Annotated in this window: 19 protein-coding genes; 13 read left to right on the top strand and 6 right to left on the bottom strand. The window is 69.5% G+C overall.

Features of this window, described 5'->3' with window-relative positions; all coding sequences use genetic code 11:
* Positions 1-26 precede the first annotated feature (26 nt).
* Positions 27-1,232, top strand: coding sequence for an FAD-dependent monooxygenase (locus ACSMFO_RS33200; protein ID WP_436461731.1), 1,206 nt, complete (start codon positions 27-29; stop codon positions 1,230-1,232).
* On the opposite strand, the gene ACSMFO_RS33195 is transcribed toward ACSMFO_RS33200, so the two are convergent.
* Both ACSMFO_RS33195 and ACSMFO_RS33190 read right to left on the bottom strand, forming a co-directional pair.
* A complete protein-coding gene (locus ACSMFO_RS33195; protein ID WP_436461730.1) occupies positions 1,229-1,972 on the bottom strand; it encodes a DJ-1/PfpI family protein in 744 nt (247 codons plus the stop codon). The genes ACSMFO_RS33200 and ACSMFO_RS33195 overlap by 4 nt on opposite strands.
* 18 nt (positions 1,973-1,990) lie before the next feature.
* Positions 1,991-2,983: a GlxA family transcriptional regulator gene (locus ACSMFO_RS33190; RefSeq protein ID WP_436461729.1), complete on the bottom strand. Its 993-nt coding sequence runs from the start codon at positions 2,981-2,983 to the stop codon at positions 1,991-1,993.
* A gap of 74 nt (positions 2,984-3,057) precedes the next feature.
* On the opposite strand from ACSMFO_RS33190, the gene ACSMFO_RS33185 reads away from it, so the two are divergent.
* Positions 3,058-4,029 carry a nuclear transport factor 2 family protein gene (locus tag ACSMFO_RS33185; RefSeq protein WP_436461728.1) on the top strand — a complete coding sequence of 324 codons (972 nt, stop codon included), beginning with the start codon at positions 3,058-3,060 and terminating at the stop codon, positions 4,027-4,029.
* 41 nt (positions 4,030-4,070) lie between these two features.
* On the opposite strand, the gene ACSMFO_RS33180 is transcribed toward ACSMFO_RS33185, so the two are convergent.
* A complete protein-coding gene (locus ACSMFO_RS33180; RefSeq protein WP_436461727.1) occupies positions 4,071-4,727 on the bottom strand; it encodes a hypothetical protein in 657 nt (218 codons plus the stop codon).
* Positions 4,728-5,848: 1,121 nt separating this feature from the next.
* Between ACSMFO_RS33180 and ACSMFO_RS33175 the strand changes: the two genes are divergently transcribed.
* Positions 5,849-6,664, top strand: a complete 816-nt coding sequence (locus ACSMFO_RS33175; protein WP_436461726.1) for a class I SAM-dependent methyltransferase — start codon at positions 5,849-5,851, stop codon at positions 6,662-6,664.
* 21 nt (positions 6,665-6,685) lie between these two features.
* Here ACSMFO_RS33175 and ACSMFO_RS33170 read toward each other — a convergent pair whose 3' ends face one another.
* Entirely contained in the window at positions 6,686-7,087 is a 402-nt protein-coding gene (locus ACSMFO_RS33170; protein ID WP_436461725.1) for a hypothetical protein, read from the bottom strand.
* Between the two features lie 116 nt (positions 7,088-7,203).
* Here ACSMFO_RS33170 and ACSMFO_RS33165 point away from each other — a divergent pair, with 116 nt between their 5' ends.
* The 4 genes from ACSMFO_RS33165 (at position 7,204) to ACSMFO_RS33150 (ending at position 10,234) form a co-directional block, all read left to right on the top strand.
* A complete protein-coding gene (locus ACSMFO_RS33165; protein ID WP_436461724.1) occupies positions 7,204-7,842 on the top strand; it encodes a LysE family translocator in 639 nt (212 codons plus the stop codon).
* A 47-nt stretch (positions 7,843-7,889) separates the two neighbouring features.
* Entirely contained in the window at positions 7,890-8,708 is an 819-nt protein-coding gene (locus ACSMFO_RS33160; RefSeq protein WP_436461723.1) for a hydrolase, read from the top strand.
* A 58-nt stretch (positions 8,709-8,766) separates the two neighbouring features.
* Positions 8,767-9,588 (top strand): helix-turn-helix domain-containing protein, encoded by an 822-nt coding sequence (locus tag ACSMFO_RS33155; protein WP_436461722.1) that lies wholly within the window; start codon positions 8,767-8,769, stop codon positions 9,586-9,588.
* Between the two features lie 64 nt (positions 9,589-9,652).
* Complete coding sequence (locus ACSMFO_RS33150; RefSeq protein WP_436461721.1) at positions 9,653-10,234, top strand: dihydrofolate reductase family protein; 582 nt, start codon at positions 9,653-9,655, stop codon at positions 10,232-10,234.
* Positions 10,235-10,239: 5 nt separating this feature from the next.
* On the opposite strand, the gene ACSMFO_RS33145 is transcribed toward ACSMFO_RS33150, so the two are convergent.
* Positions 10,240-11,145 carry a LysR family transcriptional regulator gene (locus ACSMFO_RS33145; RefSeq protein ID WP_436461720.1) on the bottom strand — a complete coding sequence of 302 codons (906 nt, stop codon included), beginning with the start codon at positions 11,143-11,145 and terminating at the stop codon, positions 10,240-10,242.
* 106 nt (positions 11,146-11,251) lie between these two features.
* Here ACSMFO_RS33145 and ACSMFO_RS33140 point away from each other — a divergent pair, with 106 nt between their 5' ends.
* The 6 genes from ACSMFO_RS33140 to ACSMFO_RS33115 all read left to right on the top strand — a co-directional run bounded on the left by ACSMFO_RS33140 (position 11,252) and on the right by ACSMFO_RS33115 (position 16,176).
* Positions 11,252-12,061 (top strand): inositol monophosphatase family protein, encoded by an 810-nt coding sequence (locus tag ACSMFO_RS33140; protein ID WP_436461719.1) that lies wholly within the window; start codon positions 11,252-11,254, stop codon positions 12,059-12,061.
* Positions 12,062-12,087: 26 nt separating this feature from the next.
* The gene (locus tag ACSMFO_RS33135) at positions 12,088-12,684 is read left to right on the top strand and encodes an NADPH-dependent F420 reductase (protein ID WP_436461718.1); all 597 of its coding nucleotides are present in this window, start codon (positions 12,088-12,090) and stop codon (positions 12,682-12,684) included.
* A 128-nt stretch (positions 12,685-12,812) separates the two neighbouring features.
* Positions 12,813-13,577 carry a thioesterase II family protein gene (locus tag ACSMFO_RS33130; protein WP_378417067.1) on the top strand — a complete coding sequence of 255 codons (765 nt, stop codon included), beginning with the start codon at positions 12,813-12,815 and terminating at the stop codon, positions 13,575-13,577.
* A gap of 13 nt (positions 13,578-13,590) precedes the next feature.
* On the top strand, positions 13,591-13,800 hold the full coding sequence (locus ACSMFO_RS33125) for a DUF5988 family protein (protein WP_037345129.1): 210 nt from the start codon (positions 13,591-13,593) through the stop codon (positions 13,798-13,800).
* A gap of 16 nt (positions 13,801-13,816) precedes the next feature.
* Entirely contained in the window at positions 13,817-15,247 is a 1,431-nt protein-coding gene (locus ACSMFO_RS33120) for a class I adenylate-forming enzyme family protein (protein WP_436461717.1), read from the top strand.
* Between the two features lie 5 nt (positions 15,248-15,252).
* Complete coding sequence (locus tag ACSMFO_RS33115; protein ID WP_436461716.1) at positions 15,253-16,176, top strand: ACP S-malonyltransferase; 924 nt, start codon at positions 15,253-15,255, stop codon at positions 16,174-16,176.
* Positions 16,177-16,343: 167 nt separating this feature from the next.
* Here ACSMFO_RS33115 and ACSMFO_RS33110 read toward each other — a convergent pair whose 3' ends face one another.
* A complete protein-coding gene (locus ACSMFO_RS33110; protein ID WP_436461798.1) occupies positions 16,344-20,012 on the bottom strand; it encodes an SDR family NAD(P)-dependent oxidoreductase in 3,669 nt (1,222 codons plus the stop codon).
* Positions 20,013-20,016 lie beyond the last annotated feature (4 nt).

Below are 20,016 nucleotides of genomic sequence, written 5' to 3'. Positions count from 1 at the left end.
GAGCGGGCACGTCCACGCTGGCGGACATGACGAAGAACATCCTGATCTCCGGCGCCGGTGTCGCCGGGCCCGCCCTCGCCTGGTGGCTGCACCGCCACGGCTTCAGCGCCACCGTCGTCGAGCGGGCCCCGAGCCCACGTGAAGGCGGCTACAAGGTCGACATCCGCGGCGTCGCCGTCGACGTCGTCCGCCGGATGGGCCTGCTCGACGAGGTGCACGCGGCGAGCACCGACATGCGAGGCGCCGCGTTCGTGAACAAACGAGGCAAGCAGCTCGCCACGCTCGATGCCGACACTTTCGGCTTCCGCCACGGCGACGACACCGAGATCCTCCGCGGCGACCTGGCGAAGATCCTGTACGACGCCACCCGGGAGAGCACCGAGTACGTCTTCGGCGACTGGATCACCGGGCTGGCACAGCGTTCCGACGGCGTCGGCGTGACGTTCGCCCACGGTGCCCCGCGCCGGTTCGACCTGGTCGTCGGCGCCGACGGTCTGCACTCAGGCGTCCGCGCGCTCGCTTTCGGGCCGGAGGAGGACTTCCTGCACCGGTTCGACGCCTACATCTCGATCTCCACCGTGCCCAACACCTTCGAACTCGACCGCTGGGAGCTGCTGCACTCGGCCGCGCCCGGCAAGATGGTCAACGTCTACAGCACCGCGCGTGCCGACGACGCCAAGGCCGCGTTCTGGTTCAGCGCCCCGCCGTTGCCCTACGACCGGCGGGACGTCGAGAGCCAGAAGAACCTCGTCGCCCGCCAGTTCGCCGAACTGGGCTGGGAGATCCCGGCGTTGCTCGACGCCATGCGCGAGGCGGGTGACTTCTACTTCGACCCGGTGTGCCAGATCCTCATGGACCGGTTTTCGGCCGGGCGCGTCACCCTCCTCGGTGACGCGGGCTATTGCCCGTCGCCCGCCTCAGGGCAGGGCACGAGCCTGGCCCTCGTCGGCGCGTACGTCCTCGCGGGCGAGCTGGCGGCTTCGGACGACTTCACGACCGCGTTTTCCCGCTACGAAAGGGAAATGCGTCCGTACGTCGAGAAGAACCAGGCTCTGGCCAAGATGGCGCTACGCGGGATCATCCCGCAGTCGCGGGCGTTCGCGTGGTTCAACACCCGGATGATCAAGCTGATGCCCTACCTCCCCGGCCGCAACCGGGTCCTGGAACAGATGGCCCGCCCGATCCGGGAAGCGGCGAACGCCTTGGTGCTGAAGGATTACGGCCCCCGCTAGACCTGCGACTCGGCGAGCAGTTTCAGCGCAAGCGCCTTGAGTTCCGGGCTCGCCTTCGCGGCGTTGCCCGAGTCGAAAGGCGGCTGCGGATCGTATTCGACAGAGAGCTGGATACCGCGCGCGATCTCTTCACCGGCCAAAAGGGACGCGAGATGGAAGGCGAGGTCGATCCCGGCGGACACCCCCGCCGCGGTGACGACCTTGCCGACCTGAACGTAGCGCTCGGGCACATAACGCACGCCGAAGGTCTTCTCCAGATAGTCCGCGGAGGCCCAGTACGTCGTGGCCCGCTCGCGGAGCAGCCCGGCCGCGCCGAGGATCAAGGATCCCGTGCACACCGACGTCGTCCACGTCGTGTGCCGATGGATACGGCGGATCCAGTCGAGCAGGACTTGGTTCTCCATCGCGGCGACCGTCCCGCGGTTGCCCGCGCCCGGGACCAGCACCACGTCCAGGCGGTGCACCTCGGCCACCGAACGTTCCGCCAGCACCGCGACGTCACGGGTGTCCGTGCGCACCGGGCCGCGTTCCTCGGCGATCATCGTCACCGTGGCGCCGGGCAGCCGGGACAACACCTCGGCCGGTCCGGTCGGATCCAGCAGGCTGAACCCGTCGTAGAGCAGGATGCCGATCTTCGGTCCCTTGGTCTCCGCCTGGGCCGTGCCGGTGCCGAGGCCGAACGCCGCGGCTGCCGCGACTCCGGCCAGAACGGTCCTGCGGGTGGTCTTCGCACTGTCCATGCCGCGATTCTGGGGAGCTCAGGCGCCGATCGGGCGGGGCATGTCCGTCATCCTGCGAAGTGTGTCCCCGGTGATCCCGTAGTACTGGCGGAAAGCCGTCCGCAGGGTCTCCGCCGAGGCGAATCCGCATCGCCGCGCGACCGCGGCCAGCGGCAACGCGGTGGACCGCACCAGCTGGGCGGCGGCTTCGGTCCGCGCCGTCCGCACGGTACGGGCCGGGGTGCTGCCCAGCTGTGCGGTGAACAGCCGGGTGAGGTGCCGCGTGGTGACCCCGGCGCGGGCCGCCAGCGCCGGCGGGCTCAGGTCTTCGGCGAGATGCGCGGCGATGTATCCCAAGAGGTCGCGCACGACCCGGTTGCCCGGCGGCGGGACGGCCAGGAACGTGCTGATCTGGGCCTGGTCGCCCGGGCGGTGCAGATAGGTCACCAGTTCGCGGGCGACCTCGCGGGCCAGCGTCGGACCGCAGTCGTCCTCGATCAGCGCGAGCGTGAGATCCAGCGCGCTGATGACCCCGGCCGAGGTGAACACGTTGCCGTCGCGGATGTAGAGCGGGGCGGGATCCACGTTCACCGCCGGGAAGGTGGCGGCGAGCAGCTCGCCGTATCCCCAATGCGTCGTGACCCGCCGGTCGTCGAGCAGCCCGGCGGCCGCCAGCACGAAGGCACCCGTGCACACCGAGGCGATCCGCCTGCTCCGTCCGGCCAGCCGCCGCACCTGCGTCAGCAGACGATCGTCCGCCGCGGCCGCGCTCGTTCCCGCGCCACCGACCACGATCACCGTGTCCACCCGCCCGGACACCTCGGCGAGCCGCCGGGCACCCGCGAGCATGATCCCCGACGAACTCCGTGTCGTCCGCCCCTGAACCGTCGCCAGCTCGACGACATACGGTGGCGCCGCGCCGTGCGAGTTCGCGATCTCCAGCGCCCCGCTGGGACAGGCCACATCGAGGATCTGAGCGTCGTCGAACGCGACGATCAGCACCCTGCGCACCGTTTCCTTTTCAAGCCCCACACGGAGAATCTACCCGCGGCCCGCTTACCTCGGACGTAATCGACAGGGGCTCCCGTCTCGATGATCCTTCGGCCATGAAGGTTTCACGACTCTTGCCCGCCCTCGCGGCGGCCGTTCTGTCCGTTGTCGTTCTCGCGCCCCCGGCGAACGCCGAATCCCTTGCCGGACGACCGGCGAACGTGGAGCGGTTCATGGACGCCTACCGTGCCTGGGGCCGAAACGCTCGGAATGTCGACGCGTACATGAACCTGTTCGTCCAAGACGGGACGGCGCGCTTGTGGGACAGCGGGCTCGAGACACCCCGGGACTGGGCGGGCATCAGAAGCCAGATCGAGGGGGTGCTGAAGCTGGCCCCGGACTACGTCTTCGTTCCGGAGACCGTCACTTCCGACCCCGACGGCAGGGTCGTCTTCATCGAGGCGCTGAACACCGGCACCGTCAAGGGGAAACCGGTCTCGTTCAAGACGATGCACCGGCTCGTCCTCGGCGATCCCGCCGCGGGCAAGGATCCGGCCAGGGTGCAGGACGGCAGGCGGTTCTGGGACCAGGTCACCATGTTCCGCCCGGTCGAAGATCCGGCGAACCCGCTGCGGAACCTCTTCGAGGGAATCACCGCGTCGGCGACCGATCCGGCCCCGGCGATCCCCTTGCCGCCGCGGATCCGGCAGCTGGCGTGGAACCGGGAAGCGGCGGGGATCCTGGTCGCCGGCGTGGACGGCACGGCGACCTTGCTGGGCCCCGGCCTGACCGAGCCGATCTCCGGGCGCCGGGCCATGACCGCATACCTGGACCGGTTGTTCGGCGCGGTCCGTGACGTCGCGCTCGAGCCGCGCGCCACCGTGTCCGCGGACGGCACCGAATACCGGGAGTGGGTCGGCACCGCGGTGGCGCTGGGCGGCGCCGACCCGCGCCCGATCTCCTTCAGCCTGGTCGAACGGACGGTGAAGACCGCGACCGGCACGGCCTGGTCGCTGCATTTCGACACTTTGGACCTGATCGCTTCGGTCCAGACGGTGAAAGAACTGCGGGCCCGGATCTTCGGCTAGCCGTCAGAGTGGTCGGCCGGCGCGGTCCATGCATGAGGACTTCACCGCGTCGGCTCGGCCGTCCAAGCACTTCCGGCGCCCGTTCGTGTCGCGCTGCCGCCCGGCTGCAGGTCGAGGATGTCGATCAGGGTCGGGTCTTCGTCGATGGCGTGGTGCAGGTGCCCGACCTTGCCGGTGCCGCCATCCGCGTCGGAAGCACCGACGAGTTGCCACATCCCGTCGTCGGCGTCGTGCCGCACAAGCAGAATCGGCTCGCGGCGCTCGAACACCTCAAGGGTCTGGACGCACAGGGTGCCCAGAAGCCAGTGCCGCATCCACCAAGCCCGCCGATCGCGCCGCATGACCTCGTCGGCGACCGCCCAGACGAACGGCAGGTCCTCATGGGCACGTGCCTCGTCCGCGGTCAGGTCCGGCCCGCCCTGCGGTACCCGTTCGAACGGGTCACTGGTCAACGAGAACGCGTGTCCGTCCTCGTGCTGGAAGATGACGGCGTGGAAGGTTCCGCCGCCGGGGTCGCCCGCGCCGATCCCGATCGACAGGCGAGCGGCGTGCGGATCCGCGCCGGTGGTCCAGCCGAACGCGTACGAGGCCAACTCGCCCCGCGGCCCGACGAACTCACCGAACGCACGCCGGTCCATCCCCGTCGCGGTGTCCGTCGGTACCTCGACCAACGCACCCTCGTGCACCTGAATATCCACGCCCGCAAGATAGCCGATCAGTGTCTCGGGAAGACGCCTGTTGCCCGCTTACAGCGCGACCCGGTCGTGCTCCGGATCGAACCCGAGGACCGGATGGGCCTGGGTTCCGCCTTCCGGCGTCATGAGCACCGGCTTTCCTAGCTCTCGGCCGATTTCGGTGGGGAACGCACGAGGGATGTCGACTCCGGTCGAAGTCGCCGTTTTCCGGCAACGCGGAGCCAGCCGCGTTGCGAACCGCCTCGGGAGCACAACCGGCAGCCTGATCGCGTCGCCGTTTTTCGGCAACCGGCCGGCCGGACCGAACCGCTGAGCTGACCACGCACAACCACCGCCGCCACTTCCCGGCAACACGCCGCGCGGACCGCCCGATAGCTTTGCCGCTTGCCTGATCCCGTTGCCGTTTCCCGGCAACGCACAGCCAGCCACGTCGCGATCCGCCCCAACAACCCAACCGGCTGCCTGATCCCGTCGCCACTTCCCGGCAACCGGCCGGGAAATCACCTCGCGACACCGAGCCACGTCGCCATTTTCCGACAACGGACCGGCCAGACCGAAACACAGAACCGACCACACACAACCACCGCCGCCCGAACGGTCGCCACTTCCCGGCAACACGTCACGCGCCGCCCGACAACTTTGCCGCACGACTGACCCCGTCGCCGCTTTCCGGCAACCGGCCGGAAAGCACCTCGCGAAACCCGAGCCACGTCACCACTGCCCGACAACAGACCGGGCAAGCAAGCCTGCTCAAGAACCCCCGAGTTCTTCCGCTCGATCCCTCGGCCGCCATGAGACGGAAAGATCGCGAGCACCCGTGGAACCGGACAGACCCGCAGCTCCACCAGCATCGGGCTCGCGAAGGAGCACTTCGGCCGCCGAGGACAAAGGCAGATGCATGTCGCCTCGCCGGAACTCCCGCTGCCAACCGCGCGCCTCGACCAGATCGAACAGCCTCTGCCAGCCTCCGCGGAGGCGCCTGGGACGAACACATCGGGAAGCGCACCCATCAGATCAGGGTCGAAGAAGCTCTTGCCGCACCCCACCGAAAATCCGCCATGCGGCCATTGTCGCGGCCGGATATTCCGGTGCGCCACCGGAGAACCGGCCGTAGAATTCTCGCGGTGACGGAACTACCGCACGAGATCGTCCAACATTACCGATCGACCGACGAGGGAGCACGACTCACCGAGCCGTCCGGCCGTCTCGAGTTCGTACGGACCCAGGAGATCGTACGACGGCATCTGCCGGCCGGCGCCCTGCGCGTACTCGATATCGGCGGAGCCACCGGAATACACGCCGCCTGGCTCGCCGCGGACGGCCATCAGGTGACGTTGCTCGACATCGTCCCGGAGCATGTCGCCGCTGCTCGGCAACTTGCCGACAGGACATCGGGAATGACAGTGGCAGTGGCCGACGCCCGGCGGTTGCCGGTGCCGGACGGGACCTTCGACGCCGCACTCCTGCTCGGCCCCCTCTATCACTTGACCGATCGCGACGACCGTCTTGCGGCATTGCGCGAAGCCGGTCGCGTGGTCCGCCCTGGCGGATGGGTATTCGTGGCGGCGATCTCACGCTTCGCATCGCTGTTCGACGGCCTGGCCCGTGGCTTCCTTTTCGATCCGGAATTCCAGCGGATAGTGAGCGCCGACCTGGCTTCCGGTCAGCACCGCAACGACAGCGACCATCCCCATTGGTTCACCACCGGCTACTTCCATCACCCCGACGAATTGCGTCAAGAATGCCTCGATGCGGGCCTCGGCCTGCTCGACGTGGTGGGTGTCGAAGGATTCGCGGGCTGGCTGCCACAGCTCACCGGCCGTTGGGAGGAGTCGGCGAACCGAGACGTTGTCCTCCACTTCACCAAAGCCGTCGAGAACGAACCCTCATTGCTCGGGCTGAGCAGTCATTTGATCGCGATCAACCGGACGCCGACCTGAAGTGACACCGCGGCGGTGGCGTCAGTCGGCCCAACGCCCCCTCTTCGGCGCGGTGAACCACGCCGCGGCACGGCGAGCTAGGTCCTCGACCGGCGCCCCGTCCGCAAGGTAGAGCAAACCGTCGGGCCCCGACAGGTCGATCAAGGCTTCCTCGGCCCGCACCCCATCGTCCCAATTGAGACAGGCGGGGCTCCAGCCGCCGCGGATCCCACGCGCGTCGAAGTCCAACCGTAAAGTGTCGCGCACAGCATCGCCTTCGACGATGTCCTGGGAAACCAGGAGCCAAGGGGTGCCGTCGTCGTCGGCATGCAGCCAGTAATCCAAGCCGGGAACCAGCGTGTCCAACGACATCGCGAAGGCGTGTTCCGCCTTCGTCGCCTCACCTTCGCGCTGTCCGCCCCAGTCGATCTTCTCCGCCGTCACCAGTCGAGCGTAGCCGCCCAGCGGCCAGCACTTCAGGGGTCTGAGTGCGGTTACCGAAGCCCACCCGTGAATCCGAGCTTGCCAGAGATCGTGACCGAATCGGCTAGCGTGGCCCTATGCCGTCGCCTGATCGCCTCGCCGCTTTCGCGCTCGCGTCGTTCGTCCTGATCCTCATCCCCGGCCCCGCCGTGCTGTTCGCGATCAGCCGCGCCCTGGCGTACGGCCGTCGGACCGCGCTGATGACCGTGGTCGGCGGGGCGCTCGGCAGCTTCGTCGCCGCCACGGCCGTCGCCATCGGGGTAGGCGCCATCATCCAGGCCTCCGCCGTGATCTACACCGTGATCAAATTCGCCGGTGCCGCGTACCTGATCTACCTCGGCGTCCAGCCGATCCGGCACCGCCGGGCGCTGCGGGAGGCCTTCGAGGCGCAAGCGGCCCCGATCAGCGGCGGACGCACGCTGCTGCAGGGATTCATCGTCGGCGTCACCAATCCCAAGACCGTGGTGTTCTTCGCGGCGATCCTGCCCCAGTTCGTCGACCCCTCCGCCGGACAGGCCGGCCTTCAGATGGTGGTCCTCGGCGCGGTGTTCGCCACGATCGCCCTGGCGATGGATTCCGTCTGGGGTGTGGCGGCGGGAGCGGTCCGGTCCTGGTTCGCCCGCTCGGCGCGACGCCTGGACCTGGTCGGCGGCGCGGCCGGGCTCACGATGGTCGGGCTCGGCGTCGGCTTGGCCGTCAGCGGCCGCAAGGAGTAGACCGGACGTCTTGACCTCCAGCGAACTGGAGATTCCATGCTGGACTCATGACGATCTGGATCTGTGCGACCTGCGGCGTCGAGCACCCCGACACCGCCGCGCCTCCGGCCGGGATCTGCCGGATCTGCGCGGACGAACGCCAGTACGTCCGCGCTTCCGGCCAATCCTGGACCACCGCGGACGAGCTCGCCGCGGATCCGCACAAGCTGATCCACGAGCAGCCGGAGCCGGGCATCCATCGCCTGCACCGCGAGCCGGAGTTCTCGATCGGCCAATGGACTTACGTCGTCCAGACCGATCAGGGCAACCTGCTGTGGGATCCGCCGAACGCTCTCGACGAGCCACTGCTCGACAAGATCGCCGAACTCGGCGGGGCGGCCGCGATCGTGGCGAGCCATCCGCATATGTACGGCTCGCAGGTGAGCCTGAGCCATCACCTCGGGAACGTGCCGGTCCTCGTGCACGCCGCCGACCGGCGGTGGGTGCGGCGGGAAGATCCGGTGATCCGCGAATGGCGTGGTACCGAAGAGATCCTGCCCGGCGTCACGCTCGTCGAAGCGGGCGGCCACTTCCCCGGCGCCGCGGTCGCCCACGTCGCCGCGAACAGCGGCTCGTTGCTGGTGGGCGACACCATCGTGCCGGTGGCCGCGGCGGGCTGGGTGACCTTCATGCGCAGCTATCCCAACCAGATCCCGCTCTCGGCCGGTCTGGTCGAGCGGCTCCTGGACCGGCTGGAGCCCTACGAGTTCGACCGGCTCTACGCGCTGACGGGCGCCACTCTGCAAGCTGACGCAAAAGCCGCGGTGCGGCGCTCGGCCGAGCGTTACGTCGCTTGGGTCAGTGGCGCGAACGACCATCTCGGCTGAAACGAAGGCGATACCGGCGGACGTCGGCGATGCTTGACGCGTGGAGTACGTGTCCAGAGTGCCGCGTCCGCCCCTGGACGGGCTGATCGACGACCTCTACTACCTGGAGGGCACGCCGCCCTACGCCCGGCTGACGTTGCCGCCGTCGCCCTCGGCGTTGCTCATCGTCAACCTCGGGGCGCCGTTCCGCATCCGCGCCGGCGCCGACATCGAGACGGCCGGGTACGCCGACGGCTGCGTGATCACCATGCCCACCCGCGCGTACGAGTTCGGCTACCCACGCCGCAGCCGGTCCGTCGGCGTGCACTTCAAGCCGTGGGGACCGGCGTCGTTCCTCCCGATGCCCGCGGCCGAACTGTGCGACCGGCCGGTGACGCTGGAGCAGGTTTGGGGACGGTCCCCCGTCGCCGAGCTGCGGGACCGGCTGGCCTCGGCGCCCGGACCGCACGAGATGCTGACGCTGCTCGAAGAGGAGCTGATGCGACGGCTGCGCGAGCCCTCCGGCCTGGAGCTGGTCCGCCGGATGAGCGGTGCCATCGCGGCGACCGGCGGGGCGGTGGCGATCGGCGACTTGAGCACGGCGGCCGGGGTCAGCGGCACTCATCTGGCACAGCGGTTCAAGGAACTCATCGGGGTCACGCCGAAGCGGCTCGCCCGCACCTACCGTTTCACCGCCACCGTGTTCGGGATCGACGTCGCCGAACCGATCGACTGGGGCGAACTCGCCCATGGCGCCGGCTACTTCGACCAGGCCCACTTCGGCCACGAGTTCCGGGCGTTCACCGGGCTCACGCCGACCCGGTACCTCGATGTCCGGCGACGGTTCCTCCGCGAACATCCCGGCCACGTGCTCGACAGCTGGCCTCTGCCCGCCGATTGATTTCTTACAAGCGCGGCGGCTCACGGCACGCTAGTTTCGGGGCCCTCGAAGCAAAGGAGAGCCCGTGGGCAAGGTGGTCATGTACGGCTCGGTGTCGGTGGACGGTTTCGTCGCGGACGAGAACGACCAGCCCGGACCGCTGTTCGACTGGTTGACCGGCGGTGACGTCCCGTTGGACGAGAGCGGCGTGCTCAAGGTGTCGCGAGCGTCCTACGACTACACCCGGCGGTACTGGGACGAGATCGGGGTGACGATCGCCGGCCGCCGCGTCTTCGACCTGACCGACGGCTGGGACGGGAAGCCGCCGAGCGGGATCGACCACGTGGTCGTCGTGACGCATCGGCCCGCGCCCGAGGGCTGGGATCCCGGCGCGCCGTTCCATTTCGTCGACGGCGTCGAGGCAGCCGTTGCCAAGGCGCAGGAGCTCGCGGGTGACCGCGTCGTCGAGGTCGCGGCCGGCGACGTCGGCGGCCAGGCGCTCGCCGCGGGTCTGGTCGACGAGGTGCGCATGGACGTCGTACCCGTCGTGTTCGGGTCCGGGAGGCGCTTCTTCGGATCGGTCCACGCGCAGCACCTGCTGGAGGATCCCGAGGTGGTGCTTCAGGGCAACCGAGTGCTTCACCTGCGCTACCGGGTGCGCCGCTGACGGAATCAGCCCGGCGCAAGCAGGTCTTGAAGGGTCTCAGTGGCCGTTTCGCGTAGCCAGACGTGGGCGGGGTCGTTGTGGTGCCGCTGATGCCAGAGCAGGTGCAGAGGCACGTCGGGCATTCGCAGCGGTAGCGGCAGGGTGACCAAGCCGAGTTGCTCACGGGCGGCCCGGGTGACCGCGTCGGGCAGGGTGACCACGAGGTCGGTGTCGCGGGCGAGCTGCAGCGCGGTGGCCGTGGTGGGGGCGGAGGCGATCACACGGCGCTCGTGGCCGAGGGTGGCGAGGACGTCGTCGATCCGGTCGCGCAGGCGACCACGCCGGGAGACGGTGAGGTGTTCGGCCGCCGCGTAGGCCTCGGCGGTCACGGATCGTCCGGCGAGCGGGTGACCCGGCCGGACGGCGACGGCGAGCCGGTCGTGGCCGATGAGGTGGTGGCGGATGTCGGACAGGGACGGCGGGCCGGTGCCGGAGGCGAGGTCGACCTCGCCGCGACGCAACTCCGGGGTGTCGTCGCCGGGTTCGGCGGTGAGACGCAGCCGGACGCCGGGGGCCTGGCGGTGCACCGCGGCGATCAGGGCGGTTCCGCAGGCGGCGGTGAGGGCGTCGTGCCAGCGGACGGTGAACACCCGCTCCAGCGTCGCCAGGTCGAGTTCCGCCTGAGCCGACAGCAACTGATGCGCCTGCCGCACCAGGGCGTGGACCTCGGTGCGCATGGCCACCGCGCGGATGGTGGGGGTCATGTGGCGTCCGGTGCGGACCAGGATCTCGTCGCCGGTCGCTTTGCGGATGCGGCCCAGGGAACGGCTCATCGCCGGTGCGGTGACGTGAAGCCGAGCCGCGGCCCCGGCCACGCTCCCCTCTTCCAGCAGGGCGTCGAGCGCGGTGAGCAGATTCAAATCCAGTTGCATGGCGGTAACTATATAAGTGCGGAACATGCACTTGTCGTTAATGGTCGCGCTCTCTACCTTGGGAATCACGGGGCCGGAAAAAAGCCCGAATCCCAAGGAGTGCGCCATGAGTACAGCCATGCCCACCGACCTCCGGACGACCTTGCTGCCCGCGGTGACCGCCATCGTGAAGGACGCGGGAAAGACCTTGCGGGAGCGCTACACGACCCACGCCCGGGGCGTGACCCTGACGGAGGTCGTCGGCGAGATCTACTCGAATGACGAAGCGGTCCTCGCCGTCATGCGTGAACCGCTGCTGGCGGCGAGGCCCGGTTCCCAGTGGGTGGAGGACGAACTCGCGGGCGGTGCGCTCCCGCCCGGTGAGTGGTGGGTCGTCGATCCGGCCGAGGGCAACATCAATCACGTCCACGGCATGCCGGACTGGGCCGTCACCGCCACCCTGGTGCGTGACAACCAGCCCATCCTCACCGTCGTGCACCTTCCGCTGAGTGGCGACACGTACACGGCCACCGCCGGTGGCGGCGCCCATCTCGACGGCCGCCCCCTGGCCGTCTCCGCCAAAACCGACCTGGATGCCGCGCTGATCGGCACCGGACAGGCCCGGCCCGGCGAGAGCACAGACACCTTCCGCCGGATCGGCGAATCTGTGACCGCCATGCTCACCGCCGGCCTCGTCGTGCGCGTGTCCGTTCCGGCGACCCTGCAACTCATCCACGTCGCCGCCGGACGCATGGACGCCTTCTGGCAGTTCTCCGACGTCCGTTCCGGTCTCGTCGCCGGCGCCCTCCTGGTCGCCGAAGCCGGAGGCACCGTCACCGACCTGGACGGCAAGCCGTGGACCGCGAGCGGCCGCGACTTCCTCGCCGCCGCTCCCCGCGTCCACGCCGCCGCGCTCGACGTCCTTTCCCCGCTCTGACCGGTCCCACAAGGGAGCACCACGCCATGACCACCATCGGCATCCTGGGCGCCGGCCGCGTCGGCACCAACCTCGCCCGCGCGCTGGCCGCGTCGGGCCACCAGGTCACTCTCGGCCGCCGCGGGAACGGCGATCACGCCACCGTCGCCAGTGGCGCGGACATCGTCATCAACGCGACCCCCGGCGACACCACACTGGAGCGGCTCACCGCGCTGCGAGCCGAACTCGCGGGCAAGATCCTCGTCGACGTCACCAACGCCACCCACGACGCGGCCGACGGCCTGCCCGGCGATCTGTGCTACCCCGGCGGCAGTCTCGCCGAGCAGCTCCAGGCGGCCCTGCCCGGCACCCAGGTCGTCAAGACCCTCAACACCATGCTGTTCACGGTCATGACCGACCCCGGCACGCTGACCACGCCGCCCACCGCCTATCTGTCCGGAAACGACGAACAGGCCAAGAAAACCGTCGCGGGACTCCTCGGCGACCTGGGCTGGGATCCCGGCTGGATCGAGGACCTCGGTGACATCAGCACCGCCCGCGCGACCGAAGCCATGGTCCTCATCGTCCCCCATGTCCTGCGCCGCAACGGTTTCACCCCCTTCGCCGTCTCCATCGCCCGTTGATCGGCCTGTTCGTTCAGGAGGCGCGATAGGGGCCACGCCGGGTCGGTAGGGGTTGTCCGGCCGGACCGGCCGCCCGCACGCTCGATGGGACGGGCGATCCGCCCGTCGCCGACGCAGGAGGTGGCCGGGTGGCAGGCAACGACGAAGGACTCTGGGTACGCAGGTTCCATCCCGCGGACGACGCGCCCTTCCGTCTCGTCTGTTTCCCGCACGCGGGAGGTTCCGCGAGCTATTTCTTCCCGGTCTCAAGGGCGTTGAGCCCCGCCGCCGACGTACTCGCGATCCAGTACCCCGGACGCCAGGACCGGCGTCGCGAACCGGGGCTAGCCACCATCGCCGAACTGGCCGACGGTGTCACCGAGGCGCTCCTGCCGTGGCTGGACCGGCCGACCGTCCTTTTCGGTCACAGCATGGGCGCTTCACTCGGCTTCGAGGTCGCCCGCAGGCTCGAAGCCGGTGACGTGCGGCCGCACGCGTTGTTCGTCTCCGGCCGCGTGGCGCCCAGCCGCGCTCGCGACGAGACGGTTCACCGGCGCGACGACGCGGGCCTCATCGCGGCTGTGAAGGAACTCGGCGGTACCGACGCCCAGATCTTCGAGGACGAAGCGATCCTGGAAATGGTGCTGCCCTCGATCCGTACGGACTACACCGCCGCCGAGACCTACCGATACACGCCGGGGCCCCTACTGCGGACCCCGATTCACGCCCACGTCGGTGAAAACGACCCGAAGGCGACCGTCGACGAAGTCCGCGACTGGGCAACCCACACGTCCGGGCGGTTCACCCTGACCACGTATCCCGGCGGGCATTTCTATCTGAACACCCACGCCCCGGCCGTGATCGGGGCCATCTCGGACGCCTTGCGCCCTTCCGATCTCCGCGTCACCCAGTGAAAGGAGCCCTTCCGTGGTGCACATCAGAATCGATCCCACCGGATCCCGCGCGCGTTCGGCGGATTTGGAGTCCTACCAGAAGGTCGAGGACCTGGACCAGGACTTGAAGATCTGCGTCGACGGAGGCTACGAGCACTTTTCCCATGACGGGGAATTCCAAAAGGACGGTCATGAGGTCGTCGCCGTCTTCCGGTGGTCTGGCCGCACCAAGATCGCCGAGTGAGAGAAAGGGGAATCCCATGTCCGCGAGACTCTTCGCCCTCGATTCCTTGCAGACGTTCGACGAGCTCGAACACAGCGCGCTGGGGGTGGCGGAGTCCCTCCGGGAGCGTGGCGTGACACCCGCGACCAGGGTGATGCTGAAGGCCGGCAATTCGGCCGCCTACGTGACGACCCTGCTGGCCCTGATGCATGTCGGCGCGAGCATCGTGCTCGTCGACCAGCAGGAGAACGCCGCCGAAACCCAGCGGGTCTGCAACCAGGCCGGGGTCAAGATCAGCCTGGTCGACGAGGACGCGCCGTTGGTCACCGACGGCCCGCACACCCTGCTCTACGAATTGCTCGTCGCCGGGGCTTCGCAGGCCACCCGCGATCCGGAGCTGCGGGTGGACCCGTGGTGCGAGCTGCCGGACGGGCTGATCATGTACTCCTCCGGGTCGACCGGAGTGCCCAAGGGCGTGGTCAAGAACGGCGGACGGTTCCTGAAGAACCTCCAGCGCAACGCCGACCAGGTCGGCCACCACTCGGGTGACGTGCTGATGCCGATGCTGCCCTTTTCCCACCAGTACGGCCTGTCGATGGTGCTGATCGCGTGGCTGGTGCGCTGCTCGCTCGTGGTGGCGCCGTACCGGCGGATCGACCGTGCGCTGCGGATGGCGGGCCAGTGCGGGGTGACCGTGACCGACGGCACGCCGTCGACGTACCAGAGCATTCTCAACATCGTGAAGCGCAATCCCCGCTATGGCCTCGATCTTGCGGGCGTGCGGATGTTCTGCAGCGGCGCCGCTCCCCTGGGCTCGACGCTCAGCGAAGACTACGTCGCCTGGTTCGGCCTGCCATTGCTGGACAGCTACGGCAGCACCGAACTGGGCAACCTCGCGTTCGCGACGCCGGAGAACCCGGTCGGCTGCGGCCGCGCGCTCCCCGGGCACGAATTGCGGATCCTCGACGACGAAGGCAACTCGCTGCCCGCCGGGCAGACCGGCGAGATCGTGATGCACTGCCCCGACATGATGGCGGGCTACCTCGCCGCGGACGGCTCGCTGGAGCCGGCGGAGCAGGGTTGGCGGCACACCGGCGACTTCGGTTACCTGGACGAGAACGACAATCTGTTCGTGGTGGGCCGCAAGTTCGCCGTGCACCGCAAGGGACACACACTCTATCCGGAGATCATCGAGCACAAGGTCACCGAAGCGCTGTGCCCGGTCAAGATCATCGCGCTGCCGGACGAACGACGCGGCTGTCAGCTGGCGTTCTTCGTCGAAGACCCGCTCGGCCACGACGGCAGGCACTGGCGTACGCGTATCGCCGAAGTACTGCCGGAGTTCGAGCGACCGGACCGCATCCGGGTCGTCGACCGGTTTCCGCTGAACCGCAACGGAAAACCCGACAAGAAGCGGATGACGGAGCTGGCGCTCGCCGAATCGGCCAGTTCACCGAAGGCCGGCTGAGCGACGTGACCGACGAACGCACCGCCCTGATCTTCCCGGGAATGGCCCCGACGAAAACCGGGGACGTGAGCCGGTTCCTGATGATCAACCGGAAGGCGCGGGAACGGCTCGCCACGGCCGAGGACGTCCTCGGCCGCCGCCTGCTCGGCCCCGCCCGCGAAGACGGCGATGTGTACGACGAGGCCGCGCAGGTCGTCTTCATGCTGACGTGTCTTTCCCTCGCGGAGTGGGCCGAAGACGTCCTCGGCGTGAAACCCGAGATCTGCGCCGGTCCCAGTTTCGGCCAGAAGGCACTGACCTCGTACACGGGTGTGCTGTCGTTCGAGGAGACCGTCCGGCTCACCGCGGAGCTTTCGCGGTGCGAGGTGTCCTACTTCGAAAACGACTACTCGGACGTCGTGACCCACTGTTTCGTCCGGACTCCGGAAGAAGGTTTCGCCGAGGTCCTGGCCGAGCTGAAGGACGAGTTCCACGACGTTTCGGGCGTCATCGACAAGGGCTTCTACCTGCTTTCGGTACGGGAGAAGGACTTGGAGCGGGTGAAGGCGCGCGTCCGAGCGATCGGCGGCTACTCGATGCACACCATGCGCCCGCCCGTGCACTCCACCTACTTCGGCGGTTTGCGCCGTCGTGCCGAAGAGGAGGTGCTGTCCGGCTTCACTCTCCGCGACCCCGAACTGCCGGTCGTCGCGGACCAGGACGGCGCGCTCCTGGACTCGGCGGCGGGGGTGCGCCGGATGCTGCTCGACACCTTCGACCGGCCGATCGACTGGCCGTCGATGGTCGCGACCTTGCGGGAGCAGGGCGTGACGTCGTTGTGCTTCTCCGGTCCGGACAATCTCTTCCACCGGGTGGACAGCACGGTGGCGAACTTCGAGGTGCGGACAGTGACGCCGGCGATGGCTTTGAAGCCGCGGAGCCGCGCTTAAGGGCGGGCATGGGCGCGGCAGGTCCTCAGTACATGATGGCCCCCTTCCTTGCGCCTGGCGCAAGGAAGGGGGCCATCATGTACCTCAGGTGCGGGTGAGCGACACAAGCGCGTGAAGGCCCCTTTCCCTCGGCTGAGCCGAGGGAAAGGGGCCTTCACGCGCAGTCGCTACGCCAGCCGCCCCAGCCACTCCCGGACGGCCTCGGCGGTCGTCCCCGCATGCCGCTCCAGCATCGTGAAGTGATCCCCCTCGACGTCCACCGTGTCATGCGGCAAGGCCCAGCCGGACTGCCATCCGGCCCGGTCGCGCCACGCTTCCAGCGGCTCCGAGGCCCGCACCAGCAAGGTCGGCACACCGGTCGCCGCGGGCACGTGGTCGGCGAACAGGCGCAGGTAGGCACCCATCGCGGTGAGCCGCGTGTCGTCCCCGAGGCCGTCGGCGAGCCGGTCGCGGATGCCGTCCAGCGCGTGTTCGTCCTGCGGGTAGACGTCGATCAGCACGAGCGCGCGGGGCGCGGCGCCCGCTTCCTCCAGATGCCTCGCCAGCGCGTGCGCGAGCGGGCCACCCGACGAGTGGGCCACCAGGACCACCGGGTCGCCACCTTCGCGGAGGATGGCATCCGCCTGTGCGTGGAGGACCGCCTCGATCGAGTCCGGCAACGGCTGCCCGTGCCCGAAACCGGGCACCGGAACGACGGAAACGTCCTGCACGTCCCGGAACGACGCCGCGAACCGCGCGTATTCGTGGGCGCCCGAGCCGACCAGGAGGGAGGGGACGCAGACGAGTTCGGGGCCGGACGGGCCTTTCGCGAGGCGGACCGGTTGCAGGTTCTGTTCCCGCGCGGTTTCGGCGGTGAACGACGGCCGGTAGCGCGACGCCTGCGCGGCCAGCGCGACGAACTGCGCGACCTCGCCGAGTTCGACCGCGCGCGCGAACATCGCGCCGAAGAAGCTCGCGGCCGCGGGCGGTGTCTCGGGCTGCTTGTCGGAGGCCGAGAAGTCACCGGAGATCCGTTCCGCGACGGCGAGCGGCGTCGGGTGGTCGAAGACCAGCGACGGCGGGAGCCGCAGACCGGTCGACGCCGCCAGCCGGTTGCGCAGGTCGACGGCGGTGAGCGAGTCGAAGCCGAGTTCGAGGAAGGCGACGTCGGCGTCGATGGCGCCGGCCCCGTCGTGCCCGAGGACGGCCGCGACCTGGCCGCGCACCAGTTCCAGGATCGCCGCGTCGCGGCCGTCCGCGTCGAGTCCGGCGAGCCGCGCGCGGAACGCGCCGCCGCCGTCGGGCGCCCGCCGGGCACGGGTGCGGACGAGTCCGCTCAGCAACGGCGGGCTCTCCTCGGCGCGGAGCGCGGTGAGGTCGAGCCGCATCGGGACGGTCAGCGTCCGCCCGGTGGCGAGCGCGGCGTCGAACAGCTCCAGACCCTCCTCTGTGGACAGTCCGCCGAGCCCGGCCCTCGCCATCCGCTCGACGTCGGCGGAATCGGTCATGGCACTGGTGGTCGCCCACAGGCCCCACGCCAGTGACGTCGCTGCGGCGCCTTCCGCCCGGCGGCGTTCCACCAGCGCGTCCACGAACGCGTTGGCCGCGGCGTAACCGGACTGCCCGGGATTGCCGAAGACACCGGCCGCCGAGGAGAACATCACGAACGGTGCGGCGTCGGGCAAGAGTTCGTGCAGGTTCACCGCGGCGTCCACCTTCGGCGCGAGCACCCGGTCGAGCCGTTCGGGGGTCTGCGCGGTGATCAGCCCGTCGTCGAGGACGCCGGCGGCGTGCACGACACCGGTCACCGGATGCGCGGCGAGCACCTGGCGCAACGCCTCCCGGTCGGCCGCGTCGCACGCCAGGATCCGGACCTCGGCACCCAGCCCGGTGAGTTCGTCCGCCAGTGCCGCCGCACCGGGCGCGGACGCGCCGGAACGGCTCAGCAGCACCAGCGAACGGACGCCGTGCGTCACCACCAGATGTTTCGCGACGGCCGCGCCGAGGAGGCCGGTGCCGCCGGTGATCAGCACGACGTCGCCGTCGCTCCACGGCCGCGCCGGTCCGGGCTCGGGGACCCGGACGAGCCTCGGGACGAAGCTGACCCCGTCACGGACCACGACCTGAGATTCCCCGGCGGGCAGCGCGGCCGGGACGTCGCCGTCCACGAGCACGAACCGCCCGGGGTGCTCCGACTGCGCCGAGCGCACGAGCCCCCACACCGCGGCCGCCACCGGATCCGGGCGTTCGGTCGCGATCCCGCCTCGCGTGGCCACCACGAGCGGGCCGTCCCCCGGTTCGTCGAGCCACGTCCGGACGCGTTCGAGTGCCGCACCCAGCACGGTGCGGAGATCCCCGGATTCGCCGTGCCACACCGTCGCGTCGTGCGGTTCGGTCGCGCCCGCGGGCACCCAGTCCAGGCCGAACAGGGACTCTCGATATCCACCGAGGCCGGACACCGACACCGGCCGCAGCAGCAGGCCGTCCACGTCGGCGACCGGCAGGCCTTCAGCGTCGGCGACGGTCAGCGCGACCCCGTCCGCCGCCGGCCGCAGCCGCACCCGCAGTGCCGTCGCGCCCCGCGACCACAGCCGGACCCCGGAGAACGCGAACGGGAGCCGAAGCCCCTCGGCATCGTCGGGAAGCACACCCAGCGCGATCCCGTGGAGCGCGCCGTCCAGCAACGCGGGATGCAGGCCGAAGGCCGGAGCATCGCCGGTCTGGGCTTCGGGCAGGTCGATTTCGGCGAAGACCTCGTTCTCGCGACGCCAAGCGGCGCGAAGTCCTTGGAACGCCGGACCGTATTCGAGGCCCGCGTCCGCGAGTTCGTCGTACAGCGCCTCGACGCCGACGCGTTCCGCCCCGGCAGGCGGCCACTCCGCGAGCGAGGTAGGCACGCCGTCCGTTTCCGGCAGCAGGACGCCGTTGGCGTGCCGGGTCCAGGGTTCGTCGCCGCGGCGGGAGTACACGCCGACCTCGCGACGGCCGTCGACGTCCTCGTCGCCGAGTTCGACCGAGAGCCGGACGTCGGTGCCTTCTTCGAGCACGAGCGGGGCTTCGAGGGTCAGTTCGTCGAGCATCGTGCAGTCCACCTGGCTGCCGGCGGCCAGCGTGAGCTCCACGAACACCGTGCCGGGCACGAGCACGGTTCCGGACACGGCGTGATCGGCGAGCCAGGGATGCGTTTCCAGCGAGATCCGGCCGGTGTACAGCAGCCCGCCGGTCCCGGGGACGGCGACGACGGCGCCGAGCAGCGGGTGGTCCACGACCGTCTGCCCGAACGCCGACGCGTCCCCGGCGACGGTCCCGGCTTCCAGCCAGAACCGCTTGCGCTGGAACGGATACGTCGGCAAATCGACCCAGTCCGCCGTCGGCAGGATCGAAGACCACTCCGGGCTCAAGCCGTGCACGTGGGCTTCGGCGAGCGACGCGACGAACCGCTCCGCACCACCCTCGCCCCGCCGCAAACTCCCCAACGCGACAGCGTCTTCGCTGATTCCCGGAACCAGCACCGGATGCGGACTCGTCTCCACGAAGAACCGGAACCCGTCCTCCAGCAACCGATCCACCGTCGCAGCGAACCGCACCGTCCCCCGCAGATTCCGGAACCAATACCCAGCATCCAATTCCAGAGGCTCATCGGTCACCGTCGAATAAAACGGAATCACCGGCTCCTGCGGCGAGATACCCGCCAACGCAGACACCACGTCCTGCTCGATCACATCCACATGCGCCGAATGCGACGCATAGTCCACCGGGATCCGCTTCGCCCGCACATCCAGCAGCTCACACCGCTTGACCAACGCATCCAACCCCGCGACGTCACCAGACACCACCACCGACGCTGGGCCGTTCACCGCC

Origin of the sequence: Amycolatopsis sp. w19 (assembly GCF_051373225.1) — a bacterium.
Lineage (GTDB): Bacteria > Actinomycetota > Actinomycetes > Mycobacteriales > Pseudonocardiaceae > Amycolatopsis > Amycolatopsis japonica.
This window is presented reverse-complemented; position numbering and strand designations above follow the sequence as displayed.